Source organism: Pedobacter sp. GR22-10, from assembly GCF_026239715.1.
GTDB lineage: Bacteria > Bacteroidota > Bacteroidia > Sphingobacteriales > Sphingobacteriaceae > Pedobacter.
On record NZ_JAPIVR010000002.1, the window covers coordinates 700,938 to 715,779 of the forward strand.

Below are 14,842 nucleotides of genomic sequence, written 5' to 3' on the forward strand. Positions count from 1 at the left end.
TAGGATTTTAATATCTGCTCTGATAAAATTTGATTAAAATTGCAATGTAAAAATGAGATATTTCTTCCATATTGCCTACCAGGGACAACACTATAATGGATGGCAAAAACAGCCGGGTGCCATTAGTGTACAAGAGGTAATTGAAAAGGCACTGCTGAAAATTTTCAAAACCCCTATCGCCATAATTGGTTGTGGAAGAACGGATGCCCATGTACATGCCAGTCAGTTTTTCTTTCATGCAGATATTCAACAGGAATTTGAATTTGATCTGGCCTATCGGCTGAACAAAGCCTTACCACAAAACATTGCCATTTTTGATATTTTTAAAATGGAAGGTTTGCCGCATGCCCGTTTTGATGCCGTTCAGCGTAGATATGATTATTTTATCCACACGTACAAAGATCCTTTCCTGGCTAATCAGAGTTCTCTCTATTTAGAATCAAACCTAGACGTGCTCAGCATGAAAAAGGCGGTTAGTTTATTACCAATTTATAAGGATTACCGGGCTTTTTGTACCCAGCCGAATAAATACGAACATACCATTTGCAACGTGATGGAGGCAGATTTATTCATGAACGCAAAGGGCGATCGTATTCGGTTTCATATTGCAAGCAACCGTTTCCTGAGCAAAATGATTAGAATCTTGATGGGTAAATTACTCCGAATTGGCAAAGGTGAATTGAGTCTGGATGAATTCGAAAGTCTTTTAATCAACCTGGAAACACCTAAAACATTAAATCCGGCACATCCCACCGGCTTATACCTCTCGAAGGTTACTTATCCCTATTTAAATTTAGAGCCGAGAACAACGTTTCTTACCGCTATGCAGGGAACAGATTGGAAATCAATTTAGTTCTTGCATTTATCGTTGCCAATTTATTTTAATAGCGCCTGATAAATAAAAAACCCTCTCCAAGTTTTAACTTGAAGAGGGTTTTATCAGTTTTATGTCTAAGCTTTCAGCTCTTGTTAAGCGTCAATCTTTGCATATTTTGCATTGCGCTCAATAAATTCTCTGCGTGGGGCCACTTCATCGCCCATCAACATAGAGAAAGTATGATCACACTCTGCAGCACTTTCAATGGTGGCCTGCAACAAAGTACGCGTAGCCGGATTCAAAGTGGTATCCCAAAGTTGTTCGGCATTCATTTCACCCAAACCTTTATAGCGTTGAATGTGCACACTATCTTCTTTACCTGCACCTTTTAAACGCTGTACAGCCGCATCACGTTGTATGTCATTCCAGCAATATTCAAATTCTTTACCTTTTTTAACCTGATAAAGCGGTGGTGATGCAATATAAACATAACCGGCTTCAATTAAGGCCCTCATATAACGGTAGAAGAATGTTAAAATCAGGGTGGTGATGTGTGATCCGTCGATATCCGCATCCGTCATGATCACGATTTTATGGTAACGCAGTTTCGTTAAGTTCAAAGCCTTATCATCTTCTGGCGTACCAATGCTCACACCAATGGCCGTGAACATATTCTTAATCTCATCGTTTTCGTAGATTTTGTGCTCCATAGCCTTCTCTACGTTCAAAATTTTACCCTTTAGCGGTAAAATGGCCTGAATGTTTCTATCTCTGCCTTGTTTAGCGGTACCACCCGCAGAGTCACCCTCTACCAGGTAAATTTCACATTTTACAGGATCACTGTCAGAGCAATCGGCAAGTTTACCTGGCAAGCCAGAACCACCCATTACGCTCTTACGCTGAACCATCTCGCGGGCTTTACGTGCCGCAGCACGAGCCGTTGCCGCTAAAATCACCTTGTTAACAATCATTTTAGCTTCCTTCGGATTTTCTTCCAGATAAGCACCCAATGCCTCACCAACAGCAATATCTACAGCACCCATCACCTCACTGTTACCCAGTTTGGTTTTAGTTTGCCCTTCAAACTGCGGCTCCTGCACTTTTACAGAAACGACAGCTGTTAACCCTTCTCTAAAGTCATCGCCGGTAATTTCCATTTTCAGGTTCTTTAACAAACCTGATTTATCTGCATAACTTTTTAAAGTACGGGTTAAACCCCTCCGGAAACCAGCAATATGTGTTCCACCCTCATGTGTATTAATGTTGTTTACATAAGAGTGCACATTTTCTGAATAACTGTCGTTGTACTGGAAAGCCAGTTCAACCGGAACCCCGTTTTTAATGCCATCGATATAAATCGGTTCCGGTAAGAATGAAGCTCTTGTTCCATCTAAAAAGGAAACAAATTCTTTTAAACCTCCTTCAGATTGAAAAACTTCTGATAAGAATGTGCCGTCTTCCAAAGCTTCACGCTCATCCGTTAAGGTTAATTTTATTCCTTTATTTAAAAATGCCAGCTCGCGTAAACGACTGGCTAAAGTATCGTATTTGTATTCAGTTGTCTGGGTAAAAATAGTTGGATCCGGACTAAAAGTTACAATCGTACCCCGTTTATCAGTTGTTCCAACTTCTTTAACGTCATACTGCGGAACACCAATTTTATATTCCTGCATCCAGATTTTACCTTCACGGTGTACTTCGGCTTTTAAGTCGGTAGATAATGCATTCACACAACTTACCCCCACACCGTGTAAACCACCGGAAACTTTGTAGGTATCTTTATCAAATTTACCACCCGCATGCAAAACCGTCATTACGATTTCCAACGCCGATTTATTTTCTTTTGTATTAATTCCTGTAGGAATACCACGACCGTTATCTTCAACCCGGATGGCATTTCCTTCTAAAATTCTAACGTCGATTGTATCTGCATGACCGGCTAAAGCCTCATCAATAGAGTTATCCACAACCTCGTAAACCAAGTGGTGTAAACCCTTCACACCCGTATCACCTATATACATCGAAGGGCGCTTCCGCACCGCTTCCAAACCTTCTAAAACCTGTATATTATCTGCCGAATAATTTGACTTTAAATCCTGTTCTTCGCTCATATTTTATTTAAAAACTATAAGTATCAAAAATACGGAATATTTGGCATTTAAACTAATATGTGGATAAATGTACCCACAGTTAAAAAAGGTTATATGAACCCATATATCCCCTACAGATGATGAAGATGAGCATCGTGGCAGATTATTTCTGCTGTTTCAACTGGAAAACATTTCCTTCCGGATCTACCCCGTCACATAACCAATAATCATAAGCATCAAAAGTTTTAACCTCCCTCATCTCCACACCCTGATCCATCAAATGAGTTCGGAGTGCATGAATATCCTGATCAATGTTAAAAACAATTTTTGTATTGCTGTCAAACTTAAATGCGCCTTTACTTTTATCCAGGTAATCTGCTCCGATTTGATGAAGACCTATTTTACCATCTCCAGCAGAAAGCAGTGCCCAGGTAGATTCGAATGCTTCTACCACTTCAAAACCAAAAATAGCAGAATAAAAGGTCTTTAAATTTTCTACATCCTGTACATAGAATATGATGGTATCCAGGTTAAATGTTGTTTTCATACGGTATACTCAGCTTTGTAATATGGAAAGATTTATAAAATTGCGTGTTAACCAAATTAGCGTTGCGCCCTTGTTGCTTTGTCAAAGGTGAAAACCAAATTTTTCTGATCAATTTTATTTAACGGAATTTCGATGGTTTTGACGCCTTTAACTGTGGTGAAATAAACTTCTGACTTTACTTCCGACCCCTTATCAAGTCCATCTTCAAATAGGGCAATTCCAAACAGGTTTGGATCTGTCTTGGATGTAGCAGTAATACTAACCGTACCTAAATCATACTGACCGTTATTTTTTAAAGTGACTACCCCATTCTTATAAGTATAAGTTAATCCTTTTACGGTAGCCAAATAGGTTTTGTTTTTACTGGTTACAGCCTTATAGGTTTGTGCCTGCACAGAGATGCCCATTCCCAGGGCAATCAAAAAGGTGAAGAATGTTTTCATTGTTTTTTATTTAAAGTAAAGCTAAGAATATATCCATAAATCCAAATGTGCAACATCATAAATATTTTCTTTAACCTACTTATCACTAGCCGTTAACAGATTTTTAAGCACTAACCTATGCTTTAATTCCGCCTCAAATTTCAGCTCTCATTAAAAAATAATTTTAGCCGCCATACGCCCGGTAATTTTAGCTTCAACCAAGCACCTAAATGCGGTAAAAGCGAACTCGCACTCCTGCCTTTTAAAGTTGATAAGCAACATAAAGCAATTAGCGGAAACAGGAAAAACATACCTGCTTTCCAAATCATCTTTAGCCATTAATTTAATTCGGCTGGTCCTATACATAACTCTTAATTGCATTTAAAAACTAATTTCTATAAGTTTGTTAAAATTTATTAAACAATAATGGAAAGAAAAACCTTTAAAACCTTTGGTTTATTTGCTACAGCTGCTTTAATCACAGCATTTTCTGCATGCCAAAACAAAGACACTAAAACCACTGAAACTAAAAAGACAGATAGCACTACTGCAGCAGTTTCTGTTAACGAAAAAATAGTATTTGTTAACCAGGATTCTTTATTAACCAAGTACGAATATTATAAAGACCTTAAAAATAAATTTGAGAAAAAAACCAAAGATGCGCAGTCAGACCTGCAATCAAAACAACAAGCATACCAACGTGAAGTAACGCAATACCAACAGTCTGCAGGTACACTTTCAGCTGATCAGCGCAAAACTACTGAGGAGCGTTTAGGCAGAAAAGGTCAGGAGTTACAGGCTTATCAGCAAAATGCTGGCGGTGCTTTACAAAATGAGCAGGCTGTAGAAACTGAAAAACTTTATGATAAAGTAGCAGGTTACTTAAAAACCTACTCGAAAGAAAAAGGTTATAAAATGGTGTTAACTTACTCCAAAGGTAACAGTGCAATTCTTTTTGCAGATGAATCTCTTGATATTACTTCTGATGTAATTAAAGGATTGAATGCCGAATACACTAAAAAATAATTACTAATATATCTAATAAAAAATGCTCCGGGTAATCGGGGCATTTTTTTTGTGTCATCATTTAATATGGAGAATCAAAAACACGAAGAATTTATGAAGATGGCCATTGCGTTATCTGTTCAAAATGTAACAGAAAATATTGGCGGACCGTTTGGTGCAGTTATTGTAAAAGACGGAAAATTTATTGCAGGCTCAGCCAATAAAGTGACGTCAACCAATGATCCGACTGCACATGCCGAGGTTTCTGCCATTCGTTTGGCTTGCGCTCAACTCAATACTTTTGATTTGGATGGCTGTGTCATTTATACCAGTTGCGAACCTTGCCCCATGTGTCTAGGTGCCATTTACTGGGCAAAAATTGACACTATTTATTATGCCAATACCAAAACTGACGCAGAAAATATCGGTTTTAGCGACAAATTTATCTACGAAGAACTGGATAAGCCAATGAAAAAAAGATCATTACCATTGGTTCAAATGATGCGCAACGAAGCTTTACAGGCATTTAAACTTTGGGAAACTTCCCCTTTGAGCATCAAATATTAACCTGATACAGAAACAATTCGCGCCAGTTAATGTCTGAATATTAAATATAGCCCATGACTTACGAACAAAAGATAACCAGTGAACTGGATTTTTGGAAATTTAAAACTTTACAGAAATCTTCATTTTTGAATAAAGTTACGGATACCGTTCAGAAGAGGATCAACAGTTATATTCCGGATAAAATTCATAATGCCATTACCACGGCTATAAAACAGATGGTGAAGGCGGTGCTTTTTGGATCAACTTTTACGACCGCAAAGCCTGTTACCGATTTAACACTGATGCACCGTGAGGCCTTAATTAATCAGAAAATAGACACCTACAAAAAAACCGGTGCTGCCGAAGGTGGCATTACCGGTGCAGGTGGCTTTTTAATGAGTCTGGCTGATTTCCCTTTGCTATTGGGCATTAAAATGAAAATGCTTTTTGATATTGCTGCCTTGTATGGCTACGATGTGAAAGATTACCGTGAACGACTGTACATTCTGCACGTCTTTCAACTGGCTTTTTCCAGTAAGGAAGAAAGTAAGAACATATTTTTGAAAATGCAGGACTGGGACGATAAAGCGCATCAATTACCCGCAAATATCGATGAATTTGACTGGCTTACCTTCCAACAGCAATATCGTGACTATATTGATCTGGCGAAACTGGCGCAGATGTTACCCTTTATTGGTGCCGCAGTTGGAGCAGTTGCAAATTATAAACTGATCGAGAAACTGGGCAAAACTGCCATGATGAGTTATCGCATGCGTTATTTTAATCTTCAGTCTATAACTTTAAGTCATGAGCCAACCAGCAATTTCAAAATCACAAAAGGGAATTGATTTTCCTAGTCTCATGCCTATGAACTTCGGACTCCAGACTGATGGCTAACTAATCTTCTTCTTCAAACATTCCGCTGATCAGACCATCGGTCTCACGCCTATCCTTTTTTGTCGGACGGCCCGCACCACGATCACGCTTTAAGCTAGGCGCATGAAAAGCAGATTTAAAAGCATGGGTTTCTTCAACCGGAGTTAAATCTTTGTACTTGGTTAAAGCTGTCGGAGAATCTGTTCTGTTATAAGAAAAGTCTACCACCTCAATTACTTTTTTTTCTATTCCTTTTGATACCTGATAAACATCGCCGATTTTAACAATCGCTGATGGCTTGATATTTTGCCCTTTCAGTTTTACGCGCCCCGCCTTACAGGCATCTGTAGCCAGACTTCGGGTTTTGAACAACCTGATCGCCCATAAATATTTATCAATTCTAAGTTTCTCTGTCTCTCCCATAAAATTCAAAAATACGGTAAAATTGTTAAATTGCTTTATTGTTAAATCCTTAACGCTAACAACCTCTAAAATCTTTTTCCCTGGGCAGCAATTCCAACAATCTGACAATTTAACAATATTTCACCTTAACAAGGAACAAACAATTTAAACAATTAGCCCTTTAATAAGCAAAAATTGATTTATTTTGCGTAAAATTTAAAAACATCATGTATTCAGATTTAAAGAAATTAATTGAAGCCGCCTGGGAAGATAGAACCCTTTTAAAATATAGCAATTATTGCGAAGCGATCGAAACCATTATTCAGGGTTTGGATAAAGGTGAAATTCGTGTCGCTGAACCAGTTCTAAATTCATGGGGCATTAATGAGTGGGTAAAGAAAGCTGTAATTCTATACTTCCCGATTCGTGAGATGAAGGAAATTAAGAGCGGTCCTTTTGTATACCACGATAAAATGGATTTAAAAACCGATTATAAAGCAACCGGTGTACGTGTGGTGCCAATGGCCAGTGCCCGTTACGGTTCGTATTTAGCAAAAGGTGTGATTATGATGCCATCTTACATTAATATTGGCGCTTATGTAGACGAGGGTACAATGGTTGATACCTGGGCTACGGTAGGCTCATGTGCACAAATTGGCAAACGTGTTCACTTAAGTGGTGGTGTAGGTATTGGCGGTGTTTTAGAACCTGTTCAGGCTGCGCCAGTGATTATCGAAGATGATGCATTTTTAGGTTCAAGAGCTATTGTTGTTGAAGGTGTTAAGGTAGAGCGCGAGGCAGTATTGGGTGCTAACGTAGTATTAACCGCATCTACTAAAATTATAGATGTAACTGGTCCAACGCCGGTTGAATATAAAGGTGTGGTACCAGCACGTTCTGTCGTGATTCCAGGTAGTTATACGAAGAAATTCCCTTCAGGCGAATACCAGGTTCCTTGTGCTTTAATCATTGGTAAACGTAAAGAAAGTACAGATAAGAAAACCTCACTTAACGATGCGTTGAGAGAAAATAATGTAGCAGTATAAAATGGTTTAAGGTATGGGGTTTAGGGTGTAAGGCAACACCCAAAGCCTTAAGCCTTCTACCTTAAACCTTTCACCCTTATGAAAATCGGTTTCGATGGTAAACGTGCCGCAACTAATTTAACCGGACTGGGTAATTACAGCCGTTCTTTAATTGAATCTCTTGCCCGCCAGTATCCTGAGCATCAATATTTGGTTTATTCCCCTAAAGTAAAAAGTGCCGGTCAAATTGATACCTTCTTCGAAAAAGAAAACATTAGTCTAAAACTACCTCAAGATGGTGGTTTTCTGTGGAGAAGTCTGAATATTGTTAAAGACCTTGCCCGCGATCAGGTACAATTGTTTCATGGTTTAAGTCACGAAATACCTTTCGCCATTCAGCATACCCGGATTAAATCCGTTGTTACCATTCATGATTTAATTTTCCTCCGTTTCCCGCAATACTATCAGTTTATCGACCGTAAACTCTACAAATGGAAAAGTAAATCTGCTTGCAAAAGGGCAGATCAGATCATCGCCATCAGTGAGAAAACAAAGGCCGACATCATTGAATTTTACAGCATCAACCCAGATAAAATTGAGGTAATTTATCAGAGCTGCGATGATATATTCAAATACCCATTTGATGATTCAACACTGAAAAGAATTAGTTTAAAGTATAAACTTCCTGAAAAATTCGTTTTAAATGTAGGAACAATTGAGGAACGTAAAAACCTTAACCTAATCGTTCAGGCATTAAAAAATGTGGATGAAGATTATAAGCTGGTTGTAATTGGAAAAAAGACAGGCTATTTCAAAACCGTTAAAAAGGAAATTGAAAAACTCGGCCTGAACAAAAGAGTCATTTTTCTCCAGAACATTCCTTTTGCAGATTTACCGGGTATTTACCAACTGGCAGATTTATTTGTTTATCCGTCCTTTTATGAAGGTTTCGGCATTCCGATTATCGAAGCCTTATATTCAGGTGTGCCGGTTATTGCCGCTACAGGTTCCTGTTTGGAAGAAGCCGGTGGCCCTGACAGCATTTACGTCGATCCAACAAATGTGAATGACTTAAGCACTGCAATTAACCATGTATTGGGTAATCCTGCACTACAAAAAGAGATGAAAGAAAAAGGGCTGGAATTTGTTCAAAAATTCAACAGCCCTAATGTTACGCAGCAATTAATGGATTGCTATATCAATTTGTTAAGCCCTTCCACTACTTAGCCGCCAATGCATTTGGTGGATATTGCGCTAAAATTTCTTTAACCCCTGTATACAGGCGTTCTTCTCTTTTCTTTAAGTTATCTAAATTAAACCCGCTTCCTCTTCCATGCCAGAATAACTCTTTTTTAGCCGGATCTAAGAAATCGATGATAATGGTACCTTCAATGTATTGGTTAACATAGTTGCCACCACCCCAGAAAGGAGAACCCCAACCACCACGCCAGCCCCAGCCGCCGCCCCAACCCCAGCCACCGTAATAGGCAGGACCATAAACGTCGGTTTTTTCTCTGGCAACAACCACTAAATTCACCAGCATATCAGGGCGGTCAGATTTTGTAAACCCTTTGGCATTCATCTCGGTTTCTACAGCAGCCATCAGGCGCCTTTTATCCAGATTATTTAATTTCACTCTTGCGATTCCCTTATCATAAAAGTTATACGTTTTATAACGATTGAAGTCAGCATTCTTATCATAATCAGATGCAGTACGGAGACTCGAGCATCCGGCTAATGCGATTACGACAGTAAACAGCATTAATACATTTTTAATTGTTTTCATTTGTGTTGTTTCATTTAAATAACCGATATTAAAAATAATAAAATTTAATGTTAATTTCTTTAAAACAGGTATAATTTTACAATTAGATTGTTTGGATAGAACGTGTGATAAAACAGAAAGTTTTAAGGCAAATGTTAAATAATTAACGATTGATCAATATTTAACATTTCAACTAAAAAATTACCTTTGTATATGCTAAGAGAGGAAATTAATAAAGCGTTGGAAGTGCTGAAAAATGGTGGGGTAATCCTTTATCCTACAGATACCATCTGGGGTTTAGGCTGCGATGCAACTAATCAGGAAGCTGTAGATAAATTACTTAAAATTAAAAACCGCCCGGCAGAAAAAAGCCTGATTGTATTGCTCGATGTGGACAGTAAAATTCAAAGTTATGTGAAGGAAATTCCGGATGTGGCGTATGATTTGATGGAATACGCTGAAAATCCGCTTACCATTATTTTCTCTGACGCAAAGAATTTAGCTGCCAATGTCATCAATGACGATGGCAGTGTGGGTATCCGTATAGTGAAACACGATTTCTGTACACCATTGCTCCAGCGTTTCCGTAAGCCCATTGTTTCCACCTCTGCCAATTTAAGCGGAAAACCCTCACCAAAATATTTCGACGACATTGATCCTGAAATTTTAGCAGCAGTAGATTACGTCGTCGATTTCGAACAGGAAAACAGAAGTCACAAGAAGCCATCTACCATCATGAAACTTTCAGCTGGCGGGCAATTTGAATTTATTCGTAAGTAATTTTATTACTTTTGTTTTTTTTATCCTGGTTTTAAAGATTTGTTTCATAACAAACAAATGCTTTTAACAGCTACTATAAATATCCATGCAACAACACTTACAAAATCCAATATTTAAAACCCTTTCAGCTATAGCCGATCAATACCATATTGAAGCTTATGTCATTGGAGGTTTTGTTCGTGATCTTTTTCTGAACCGCCCATCCAAAGATATTGATGTTGTAGTGGTAGGCAGCGGAATAACCTATGCAGAGGCAGTAGCTAAAAAATTGAACACCAAAGTAGCTGTTTTTAAAAATTTCGGTACAGCCAATATTAAGTTCCAGGATTTAGAAGTTGAATTTGTGGGTGCGCGGAAAGAATCTTACAGGTCAGAATCACGGAAACCAATAGTGGAAGATGGAACGCTGGAAGATGACCAGCTGCGTCGTGACTTCACCATTAACGCATTGGCCATTAACCTCAATGCTGCTCATTTTGGCCAATTACTGGATCCCTTTGACGGCTTAACAGATTTAAGAAGTAAATTCATCCGCACACCGCTTGATCCTGAAATTACTTTTTCTGATGATCCCTTGAGGATGATGAGGGCAATTCGTTTCGCTTCACAGCTTGATTTCAAAATAGATCCGGCGGCATTAAATGCCATCAAAACACAAAAAGAACGGATTGCCATCGTATCCAAAGAACGGATCACCGATGAGCTGAATAAAATTATTTTATCCGCCAAACCATCCATCGGGTTTAAACATCTTTTTGATACCGGCCTGCTACAAATCATTTTTCCGCAGATGGCACAGCTGTACGGCGTCGAAATCATCAAAGGCAAAGGTCATAAGGATAATTTTTACCATACCTTAGAAGTATTGGATAATATCTGTATGTATACCGATGATTTATGGTTACGCTGGGCCGCTATTCTTCACGACATTGCCAAACCGGCAACCAAACGTTTTGAGGAAGGCCATGGCTGGACCTTTCACGGGCACGAAGATAAAGGTGCCAGAATGGTTCCGAAAATCTTTGCGCAACTAAAACTTCCGCTGAATGAAAAAATGAAATTCGTTCAGAAACTCGTTCAGTTACACCTAAGGCCAATTGTGCTGGCACAGGAAACGGTTACAGATTCTGCGGTAAGAAGACTCTTGTTTGATGCCGGCGAAGAAATAGAAAGCTTAATGCTGCTCTGTAATGCCGATGTTACAACCAAAAATGAATACAAAAAAACCAAATACAGGAACAACTTTGAGTTAGTTAAACAAAAGCTTAAAGATGTAGAAGAGCGCGATAAAATCCGGAATTGGCAGCCTCCTATCACCGGAAACGATATTATGGTTACTTTTGGACTTGATGCCGGCAAAGAAGTGGGCTTGATTAAAAATGCCATTCGCGAAGCTATTCTGGAAGGAGAGATTAAAAATGACTACCAGGAAGCATTTGATTTTATGCTGAATCAGGCAAAACAAATGGGATTAAATCCTGTTCTTAAATAATTTAATTGACCAAATACCATCTTTGAGGTGCTGCTGAGAAGAGATGATATTTGTCGTTAATATAATTAATTTTATTTTTACGGTTTCCAAAATACAATAATGGCTATTTATAAGTTTAGAATTACTTTCGAAGATTTTGATGATGTGGTGAGAGAGATCGACATTAAATCAAACCAAACATTTGAAGACCTGCACAAGGCTATCCATAAATCTACAGGATACAATGCTGAAAAACCTTCTTCATTTTATGTCAGTACAGATAACTGGTTAAAAGGTGACGAAATTGCCTACTTACCCAATGAGAGAAAAAAGGATCGTGTGGTGTTGATGGAAAACTCTAAACTAAGTGGCTTTATAGAAGATCCGCATCAGAAATTCTATTACATTTATAATTTTGAACGCCCCTTTGATTTTCATGTGGAACTGGTTAAAATCGTTCTGGATGCTGATCCAAATATAGAATATCCATTTTTAGCCAAGAGTTCAGGCGAGGCACCGAAAATATTTGAAAAAAATGCAGTGAGTGTTGATGATGCCGAAAATTCGGCTACAGCTGTAGGTGAGTTCGATTTTTTAAATGAATTAAACTTTGTTCCTGAAGATACAGATGAACTCGAAGCGATGGGTGAAATGGGTATCAATGAGAAAGAACGAGACGATGATGAAGAATCTGAAGATGATGAATTTGGAGATGAATTTTCAGATAATGATCATTTTGAAGACGATACCAAAGATGATTATTAATTAATACCAACTTATATGCAATTATAAAAGCTGTCAAACATTAAAATTGGCAGCTTTTATTTTATACAAGCTCCTCATGTCTAATTTAAAAACATTAATTTCCATTGTAGGGCCAACTGCTATTGGCAAAACTGCACTGGCTATTGAACTGGCTAATCATTTTCAAACAGAAATTATTTCTGCAGATTCGCGACAGTTTTATAAAGAAATGGAAATAGGTACCGCTAAGCCTACTCAAACTGAACTGGCAGCTGCAAAACATCACTTCATAAATTCCCATTCTGTTAATCAATTATTTAGTACAGGAGATTTTGAAATCGAGGGTTTAAAAGTGCTGGATGAAATTTTTAAAACGCATGATTTAGCCATTATGGTGGGTGGATCGGGATTATATGTAAATGCGTTAATTAATGGTCTGGATGAAATGCCGGAAATAGATCTGGCTGTCAGAGATCAACTTAACAATCTTTTCAAAACAGAGGGGATTTCCCCTATCCGGGAGCAACTCGCAAAACATGATCCTGAATATTACGCCAAAGTAGATCAGCAAAACCCCCAAAGAATGATCCGCGGACTGGAAGTCTTTTTATCAACAGGACAAAAACTTTCATCCATGTTATCTGCCACAAAGAAAGAACGGCCTTTTAACATCATCAAAATAGGTTTAAATATAGAGCGGGCAACCTTATACAATCGAATTAATAGCAGAGTGGATAAGATGATGCATGATGGACTGGTAGAAGAAGTGAAATCATTAACTGAATTTAGATCTTATAATGCACTAAACACAGTGGGTTATAGTGAAATATTTGATTATTTAGATCAAAAGCTGTCAATTGAAGAAGCGGTTTCAAATATTAAACAAAATACACGCAGGTTTGCCAAACGACAGCTTACCTGGTTCAGGCGGGATGAGGAAATCAGGTGGTTTGAGCCAAACCAACAGCAAGTGGTCATTAAATATATTGAAAGTGTGATGAAATAAAAAAGGGATTTGCTAAATGGCAAACCCCTTTAAAATATATGGATGTAACCTTATTTTGAATCAGGAAATTTCACACCTCTGTATTTAGTAATATCAATGTTTGGAATGGTTGAACCATATTTTGCATTAATGGCATCAACAAATACATTGGCAATGACAGCATTTCCACGTGGTGTTAAATGGATACCGTCTAAAGAAAAAGCACCTCCGGTAATAAATGCAGCATTGATATTAATCCCTTGAACATTAATCCCTGCTTTCACCGTATTGAAATAAGTATAGGTATCGGCAATGGCTAAGCCTTTGTTATTGGCCAGTGATTTAATAGTACTGTTATAGCTATTGACATAATCTTTAACCTTTGCCACTTCATCTTTGTCTAACACCCAATTATTAGCTATAGGATTTAATGGATGTAAGCCATAGGGTATACTTCCGGTACCTAACAATCCGGCAGTTTGAAAAGGCAATCTGATTAAATCTTCACTGCTTGCAACCCTCACCGCACCAGTACCTGTTCGAATATATATTGCTGTAGCGGCAGGATTAATGGCTTTGGCAGCAGCTAATAAAGCCGCAGGCGTTACCGTATTAAAATAAGGTACAGCCGTAACATCCGGAATGGTTGCCACTACACCTTTTTGTCCGCCAGCAGTTAAAATATTAAGCATATTGGTATACAAGAAAGAGAAAGTTGCTTTTTCAGTAAGCACAGTTGTCGCGTCTGTAGTAACACCACCATTCAGCGCATAACCCAACACATCATTATTACCCAACCATAAAGAGAAAAAAGTATGATTTCTGCCCTGAATATAAGCTGCATAATTTACTTTACCCACCTGGGCATCCGTAAGCAAACGCTCAAAAAACATATTTGCCGCACTAAAGGTAAATGTCGGATCAAAAGCTAAATCCAAACGCATTCCTGGAATACCTAAATTTTGAATTTCTCCTGAGTATTTAGCCAGTTTGCCAGCCCCTACATAAGCTGTACCAGTAGTAACCTGGCTAATGGTCGGACTACCATTGGTTAGTGCCGTTAAACTTGCATAACCAGAGCCATTAGGTTGACTATCACTAAAAAATGGAGAAGTAAAGCTTCCACCCCCAACGGTAGCCATTTGGGCTGCCAATAAATTTGGGTAAGCTACTTTCTGGCCTTCTAAATACAAACCACCATCAGCATAGCCAGAGGTTAAAGAATTACCTATGGCAATATACTTGCTAAAATTAGCTGTACCTGCTGTTGTTGCAGCTGGTGTTTCAATTTCAGGCTTACAAGATGCTGCGAACAATATGGTAGCAGCAACAAGACTATTGAATATAATTTTTTTCATGTTGATATC

16 protein-coding genes are annotated in these 14,842 nt (G+C 38.3%); 10 read left to right on the forward strand and 6 right to left on the reverse strand.

The window, feature by feature from the left end:
- Nucleotides 1-52 precede the first annotated feature (52 nt).
- Complete coding sequence (gene truA, locus OQX64_RS10460) at nucleotides 53-853, forward strand: tRNA pseudouridine(38-40) synthase TruA (protein ID WP_265818739.1); 801 nt, start codon at nucleotides 53-55, stop codon at nucleotides 851-853.
- Between the two features lie 116 nt (nucleotides 854-969).
- On the opposite strand, the gene gyrB is transcribed toward truA, so the two are convergent.
- The 3 genes from gyrB to OQX64_RS10475 all read right to left on the reverse strand — a co-directional run bounded on the left by gyrB (nucleotide 970) and on the right by OQX64_RS10475 (nucleotide 3,897).
- A complete protein-coding gene (gyrB, locus tag OQX64_RS10465; protein ID WP_088302911.1) occupies nucleotides 970-2,928 on the reverse strand; it encodes a DNA topoisomerase (ATP-hydrolyzing) subunit B in 1,959 nt (652 codons plus the stop codon).
- A gap of 142 nt (nucleotides 2,929-3,070) precedes the next feature.
- On the reverse strand, nucleotides 3,071-3,454 hold the full coding sequence (locus tag OQX64_RS10470) for a VOC family protein (RefSeq protein WP_265818740.1): 384 nt from the start codon (nucleotides 3,452-3,454) through the stop codon (nucleotides 3,071-3,073).
- A gap of 56 nt (nucleotides 3,455-3,510) precedes the next feature.
- Nucleotides 3,511-3,897, reverse strand: a complete 387-nt coding sequence (locus OQX64_RS10475; protein ID WP_265818741.1) for a hypothetical protein — start codon at nucleotides 3,895-3,897, stop codon at nucleotides 3,511-3,513.
- 405 nt (nucleotides 3,898-4,302) lie between these two features.
- Here OQX64_RS10475 and OQX64_RS10480 point away from each other — a divergent pair, with 405 nt between their 5' ends.
- The 3 genes from OQX64_RS10480 to OQX64_RS10490 all read left to right on the forward strand — a co-directional run bounded on the left by OQX64_RS10480 (nucleotide 4,303) and on the right by OQX64_RS10490 (nucleotide 6,275).
- Nucleotides 4,303-4,902, forward strand: a complete 600-nt coding sequence (locus tag OQX64_RS10480; RefSeq protein ID WP_088302915.1) for an OmpH family outer membrane protein — start codon at nucleotides 4,303-4,305, stop codon at nucleotides 4,900-4,902.
- Between the two features lie 66 nt (nucleotides 4,903-4,968).
- A complete protein-coding gene (locus OQX64_RS10485) occupies nucleotides 4,969-5,448 on the forward strand; it encodes a nucleoside deaminase (protein WP_265818742.1) in 480 nt (159 codons plus the stop codon).
- A gap of 53 nt (nucleotides 5,449-5,501) precedes the next feature.
- Nucleotides 5,502-6,275, forward strand: a complete 774-nt coding sequence (locus OQX64_RS10490) for an EcsC family protein (protein ID WP_265818743.1) — start codon at nucleotides 5,502-5,504, stop codon at nucleotides 6,273-6,275.
- Between the two features lie 49 nt (nucleotides 6,276-6,324).
- Here OQX64_RS10490 and OQX64_RS10495 read toward each other — a convergent pair whose 3' ends face one another.
- Nucleotides 6,325-6,726, reverse strand: coding sequence for an RNA-binding S4 domain-containing protein (locus OQX64_RS10495; protein WP_265818744.1), 402 nt, complete (start codon nucleotides 6,724-6,726; stop codon nucleotides 6,325-6,327).
- A 206-nt stretch (nucleotides 6,727-6,932) separates the two neighbouring features.
- Between OQX64_RS10495 and OQX64_RS10500 the strand changes: the two genes are divergently transcribed.
- Together OQX64_RS10500 and OQX64_RS10505 are read left to right on the forward strand one after the other, a co-directional pair.
- On the forward strand, nucleotides 6,933-7,751 hold the full coding sequence (locus tag OQX64_RS10500; RefSeq protein ID WP_029283273.1) for a 2,3,4,5-tetrahydropyridine-2,6-dicarboxylate N-succinyltransferase: 819 nt from the start codon (nucleotides 6,933-6,935) through the stop codon (nucleotides 7,749-7,751).
- A gap of 78 nt (nucleotides 7,752-7,829) precedes the next feature.
- Nucleotides 7,830-8,957 (forward strand): glycosyltransferase family 4 protein, encoded by a 1,128-nt coding sequence (locus OQX64_RS10505; RefSeq protein ID WP_265818745.1) that lies wholly within the window; start codon nucleotides 7,830-7,832, stop codon nucleotides 8,955-8,957.
- Here OQX64_RS10505 and OQX64_RS10510 read toward each other — a convergent pair.
- Nucleotides 8,950-9,516 (reverse strand): DUF4136 domain-containing protein, encoded by a 567-nt coding sequence (locus OQX64_RS10510; RefSeq protein WP_088302920.1) that lies wholly within the window; start codon nucleotides 9,514-9,516, stop codon nucleotides 8,950-8,952. The two genes, OQX64_RS10505 and OQX64_RS10510, sit on opposite strands and share 8 nt — an antisense overlap.
- A 192-nt stretch (nucleotides 9,517-9,708) precedes the next feature.
- On the opposite strand from OQX64_RS10510, the gene OQX64_RS10515 reads away from it, so the two are divergent.
- From OQX64_RS10515 to miaA, 4 genes are all read left to right on the forward strand, one after another.
- Nucleotides 9,709-10,275 (forward strand): L-threonylcarbamoyladenylate synthase, encoded by a 567-nt coding sequence (locus OQX64_RS10515; RefSeq protein WP_265818746.1) that lies wholly within the window; start codon nucleotides 9,709-9,711, stop codon nucleotides 10,273-10,275.
- 85 nt (nucleotides 10,276-10,360) lie between these two features.
- A complete protein-coding gene (locus OQX64_RS10520; protein WP_088302922.1) occupies nucleotides 10,361-11,767 on the forward strand; it encodes a CCA tRNA nucleotidyltransferase in 1,407 nt (468 codons plus the stop codon).
- Nucleotides 11,768-11,866: 99 nt separating this feature from the next.
- The gene (locus OQX64_RS10525; RefSeq protein ID WP_088302923.1) at nucleotides 11,867-12,511 is read left to right on the forward strand and encodes an IS1096 element passenger TnpR family protein; all 645 of its coding nucleotides are present in this window, start codon (nucleotides 11,867-11,869) and stop codon (nucleotides 12,509-12,511) included.
- Nucleotides 12,512-12,587: 76 nt separating this feature from the next.
- Nucleotides 12,588-13,496 carry a tRNA (adenosine(37)-N6)-dimethylallyltransferase MiaA gene (miaA, locus tag OQX64_RS10530; protein WP_265818747.1) on the forward strand — a complete coding sequence of 303 codons (909 nt, stop codon included), beginning with the start codon at nucleotides 12,588-12,590 and terminating at the stop codon, nucleotides 13,494-13,496.
- A gap of 50 nt (nucleotides 13,497-13,546) precedes the next feature.
- Here miaA and OQX64_RS10535 read toward each other — a convergent pair whose 3' ends face one another.
- On the reverse strand, nucleotides 13,547-14,833 hold the full coding sequence (locus OQX64_RS10535; protein WP_265818748.1) for an SGNH/GDSL hydrolase family protein: 1,287 nt from the start codon (nucleotides 14,831-14,833) through the stop codon (nucleotides 13,547-13,549).
- Nucleotides 14,834-14,842: the final 9 nt, after the last annotated feature.

What these genes read in the sequence shown, in the direction of transcription:
- OQX64_RS10470 (WP_265818740.1), bottom strand. Translation starts at nt 3,454, where the DNA reads ATGAAAACAACATTTAACCTGGATACCATCATATTCTATGTACAGGAT.
- OQX64_RS10510 (WP_088302920.1), bottom strand. Translation starts at nt 9,516, where the DNA reads ATGAAAACAATTAAAAATGTATTAATGCTGTTTACTGTCGTAATCGCA.
- miaA (WP_265818747.1), top strand. Translation starts at nt 12,588, where the DNA reads ATGTCTAATTTAAAAACATTAATTTCCATTGTAGGGCCAACTGCTATT.
- gyrB (WP_088302911.1), bottom strand. Translation starts at nt 2,928, where the DNA reads ATGAGCGAAGAACAGGATTTAAAGTCAAATTATTCGGCAGATAATATA.
- OQX64_RS10515 (WP_265818746.1), top strand. Translation starts at nt 9,709, where the DNA reads ATGCTAAGAGAGGAAATTAATAAAGCGTTGGAAGTGCTGAAAAATGGT.
- OQX64_RS10525 (WP_088302923.1), top strand. Translation starts at nt 11,867, where the DNA reads ATGGCTATTTATAAGTTTAGAATTACTTTCGAAGATTTTGATGATGTG.
- OQX64_RS10490 (WP_265818743.1), top strand. Translation starts at nt 5,502, where the DNA reads ATGACTTACGAACAAAAGATAACCAGTGAACTGGATTTTTGGAAATTT.
- OQX64_RS10475 (WP_265818741.1), bottom strand. Translation starts at nt 3,897, where the DNA reads ATGAAAACATTCTTCACCTTTTTGATTGCCCTGGGAATGGGCATCTCT.
- truA (WP_265818739.1), top strand. Translation starts at nt 53, where the DNA reads ATGAGATATTTCTTCCATATTGCCTACCAGGGACAACACTATAATGGA.
- OQX64_RS10500 (WP_029283273.1), top strand. Translation starts at nt 6,933, where the DNA reads ATGTATTCAGATTTAAAGAAATTAATTGAAGCCGCCTGGGAAGATAGA.
- OQX64_RS10495 (WP_265818744.1), bottom strand. Translation starts at nt 6,726, where the DNA reads ATGGGAGAGACAGAGAAACTTAGAATTGATAAATATTTATGGGCGATC.
- OQX64_RS10485 (WP_265818742.1), top strand. Translation starts at nt 4,969, where the DNA reads ATGGAGAATCAAAAACACGAAGAATTTATGAAGATGGCCATTGCGTTA.
- OQX64_RS10520 (WP_088302922.1), top strand. Translation starts at nt 10,361, where the DNA reads ATGCAACAACACTTACAAAATCCAATATTTAAAACCCTTTCAGCTATA.
- OQX64_RS10480 (WP_088302915.1), top strand. Translation starts at nt 4,303, where the DNA reads ATGGAAAGAAAAACCTTTAAAACCTTTGGTTTATTTGCTACAGCTGCT.
- OQX64_RS10505 (WP_265818745.1), top strand. Translation starts at nt 7,830, where the DNA reads ATGAAAATCGGTTTCGATGGTAAACGTGCCGCAACTAATTTAACCGGA.
- OQX64_RS10535 (WP_265818748.1), bottom strand. Translation starts at nt 14,833, where the DNA reads ATGAAAAAAATTATATTCAATAGTCTTGTTGCTGCTACCATATTGTTC.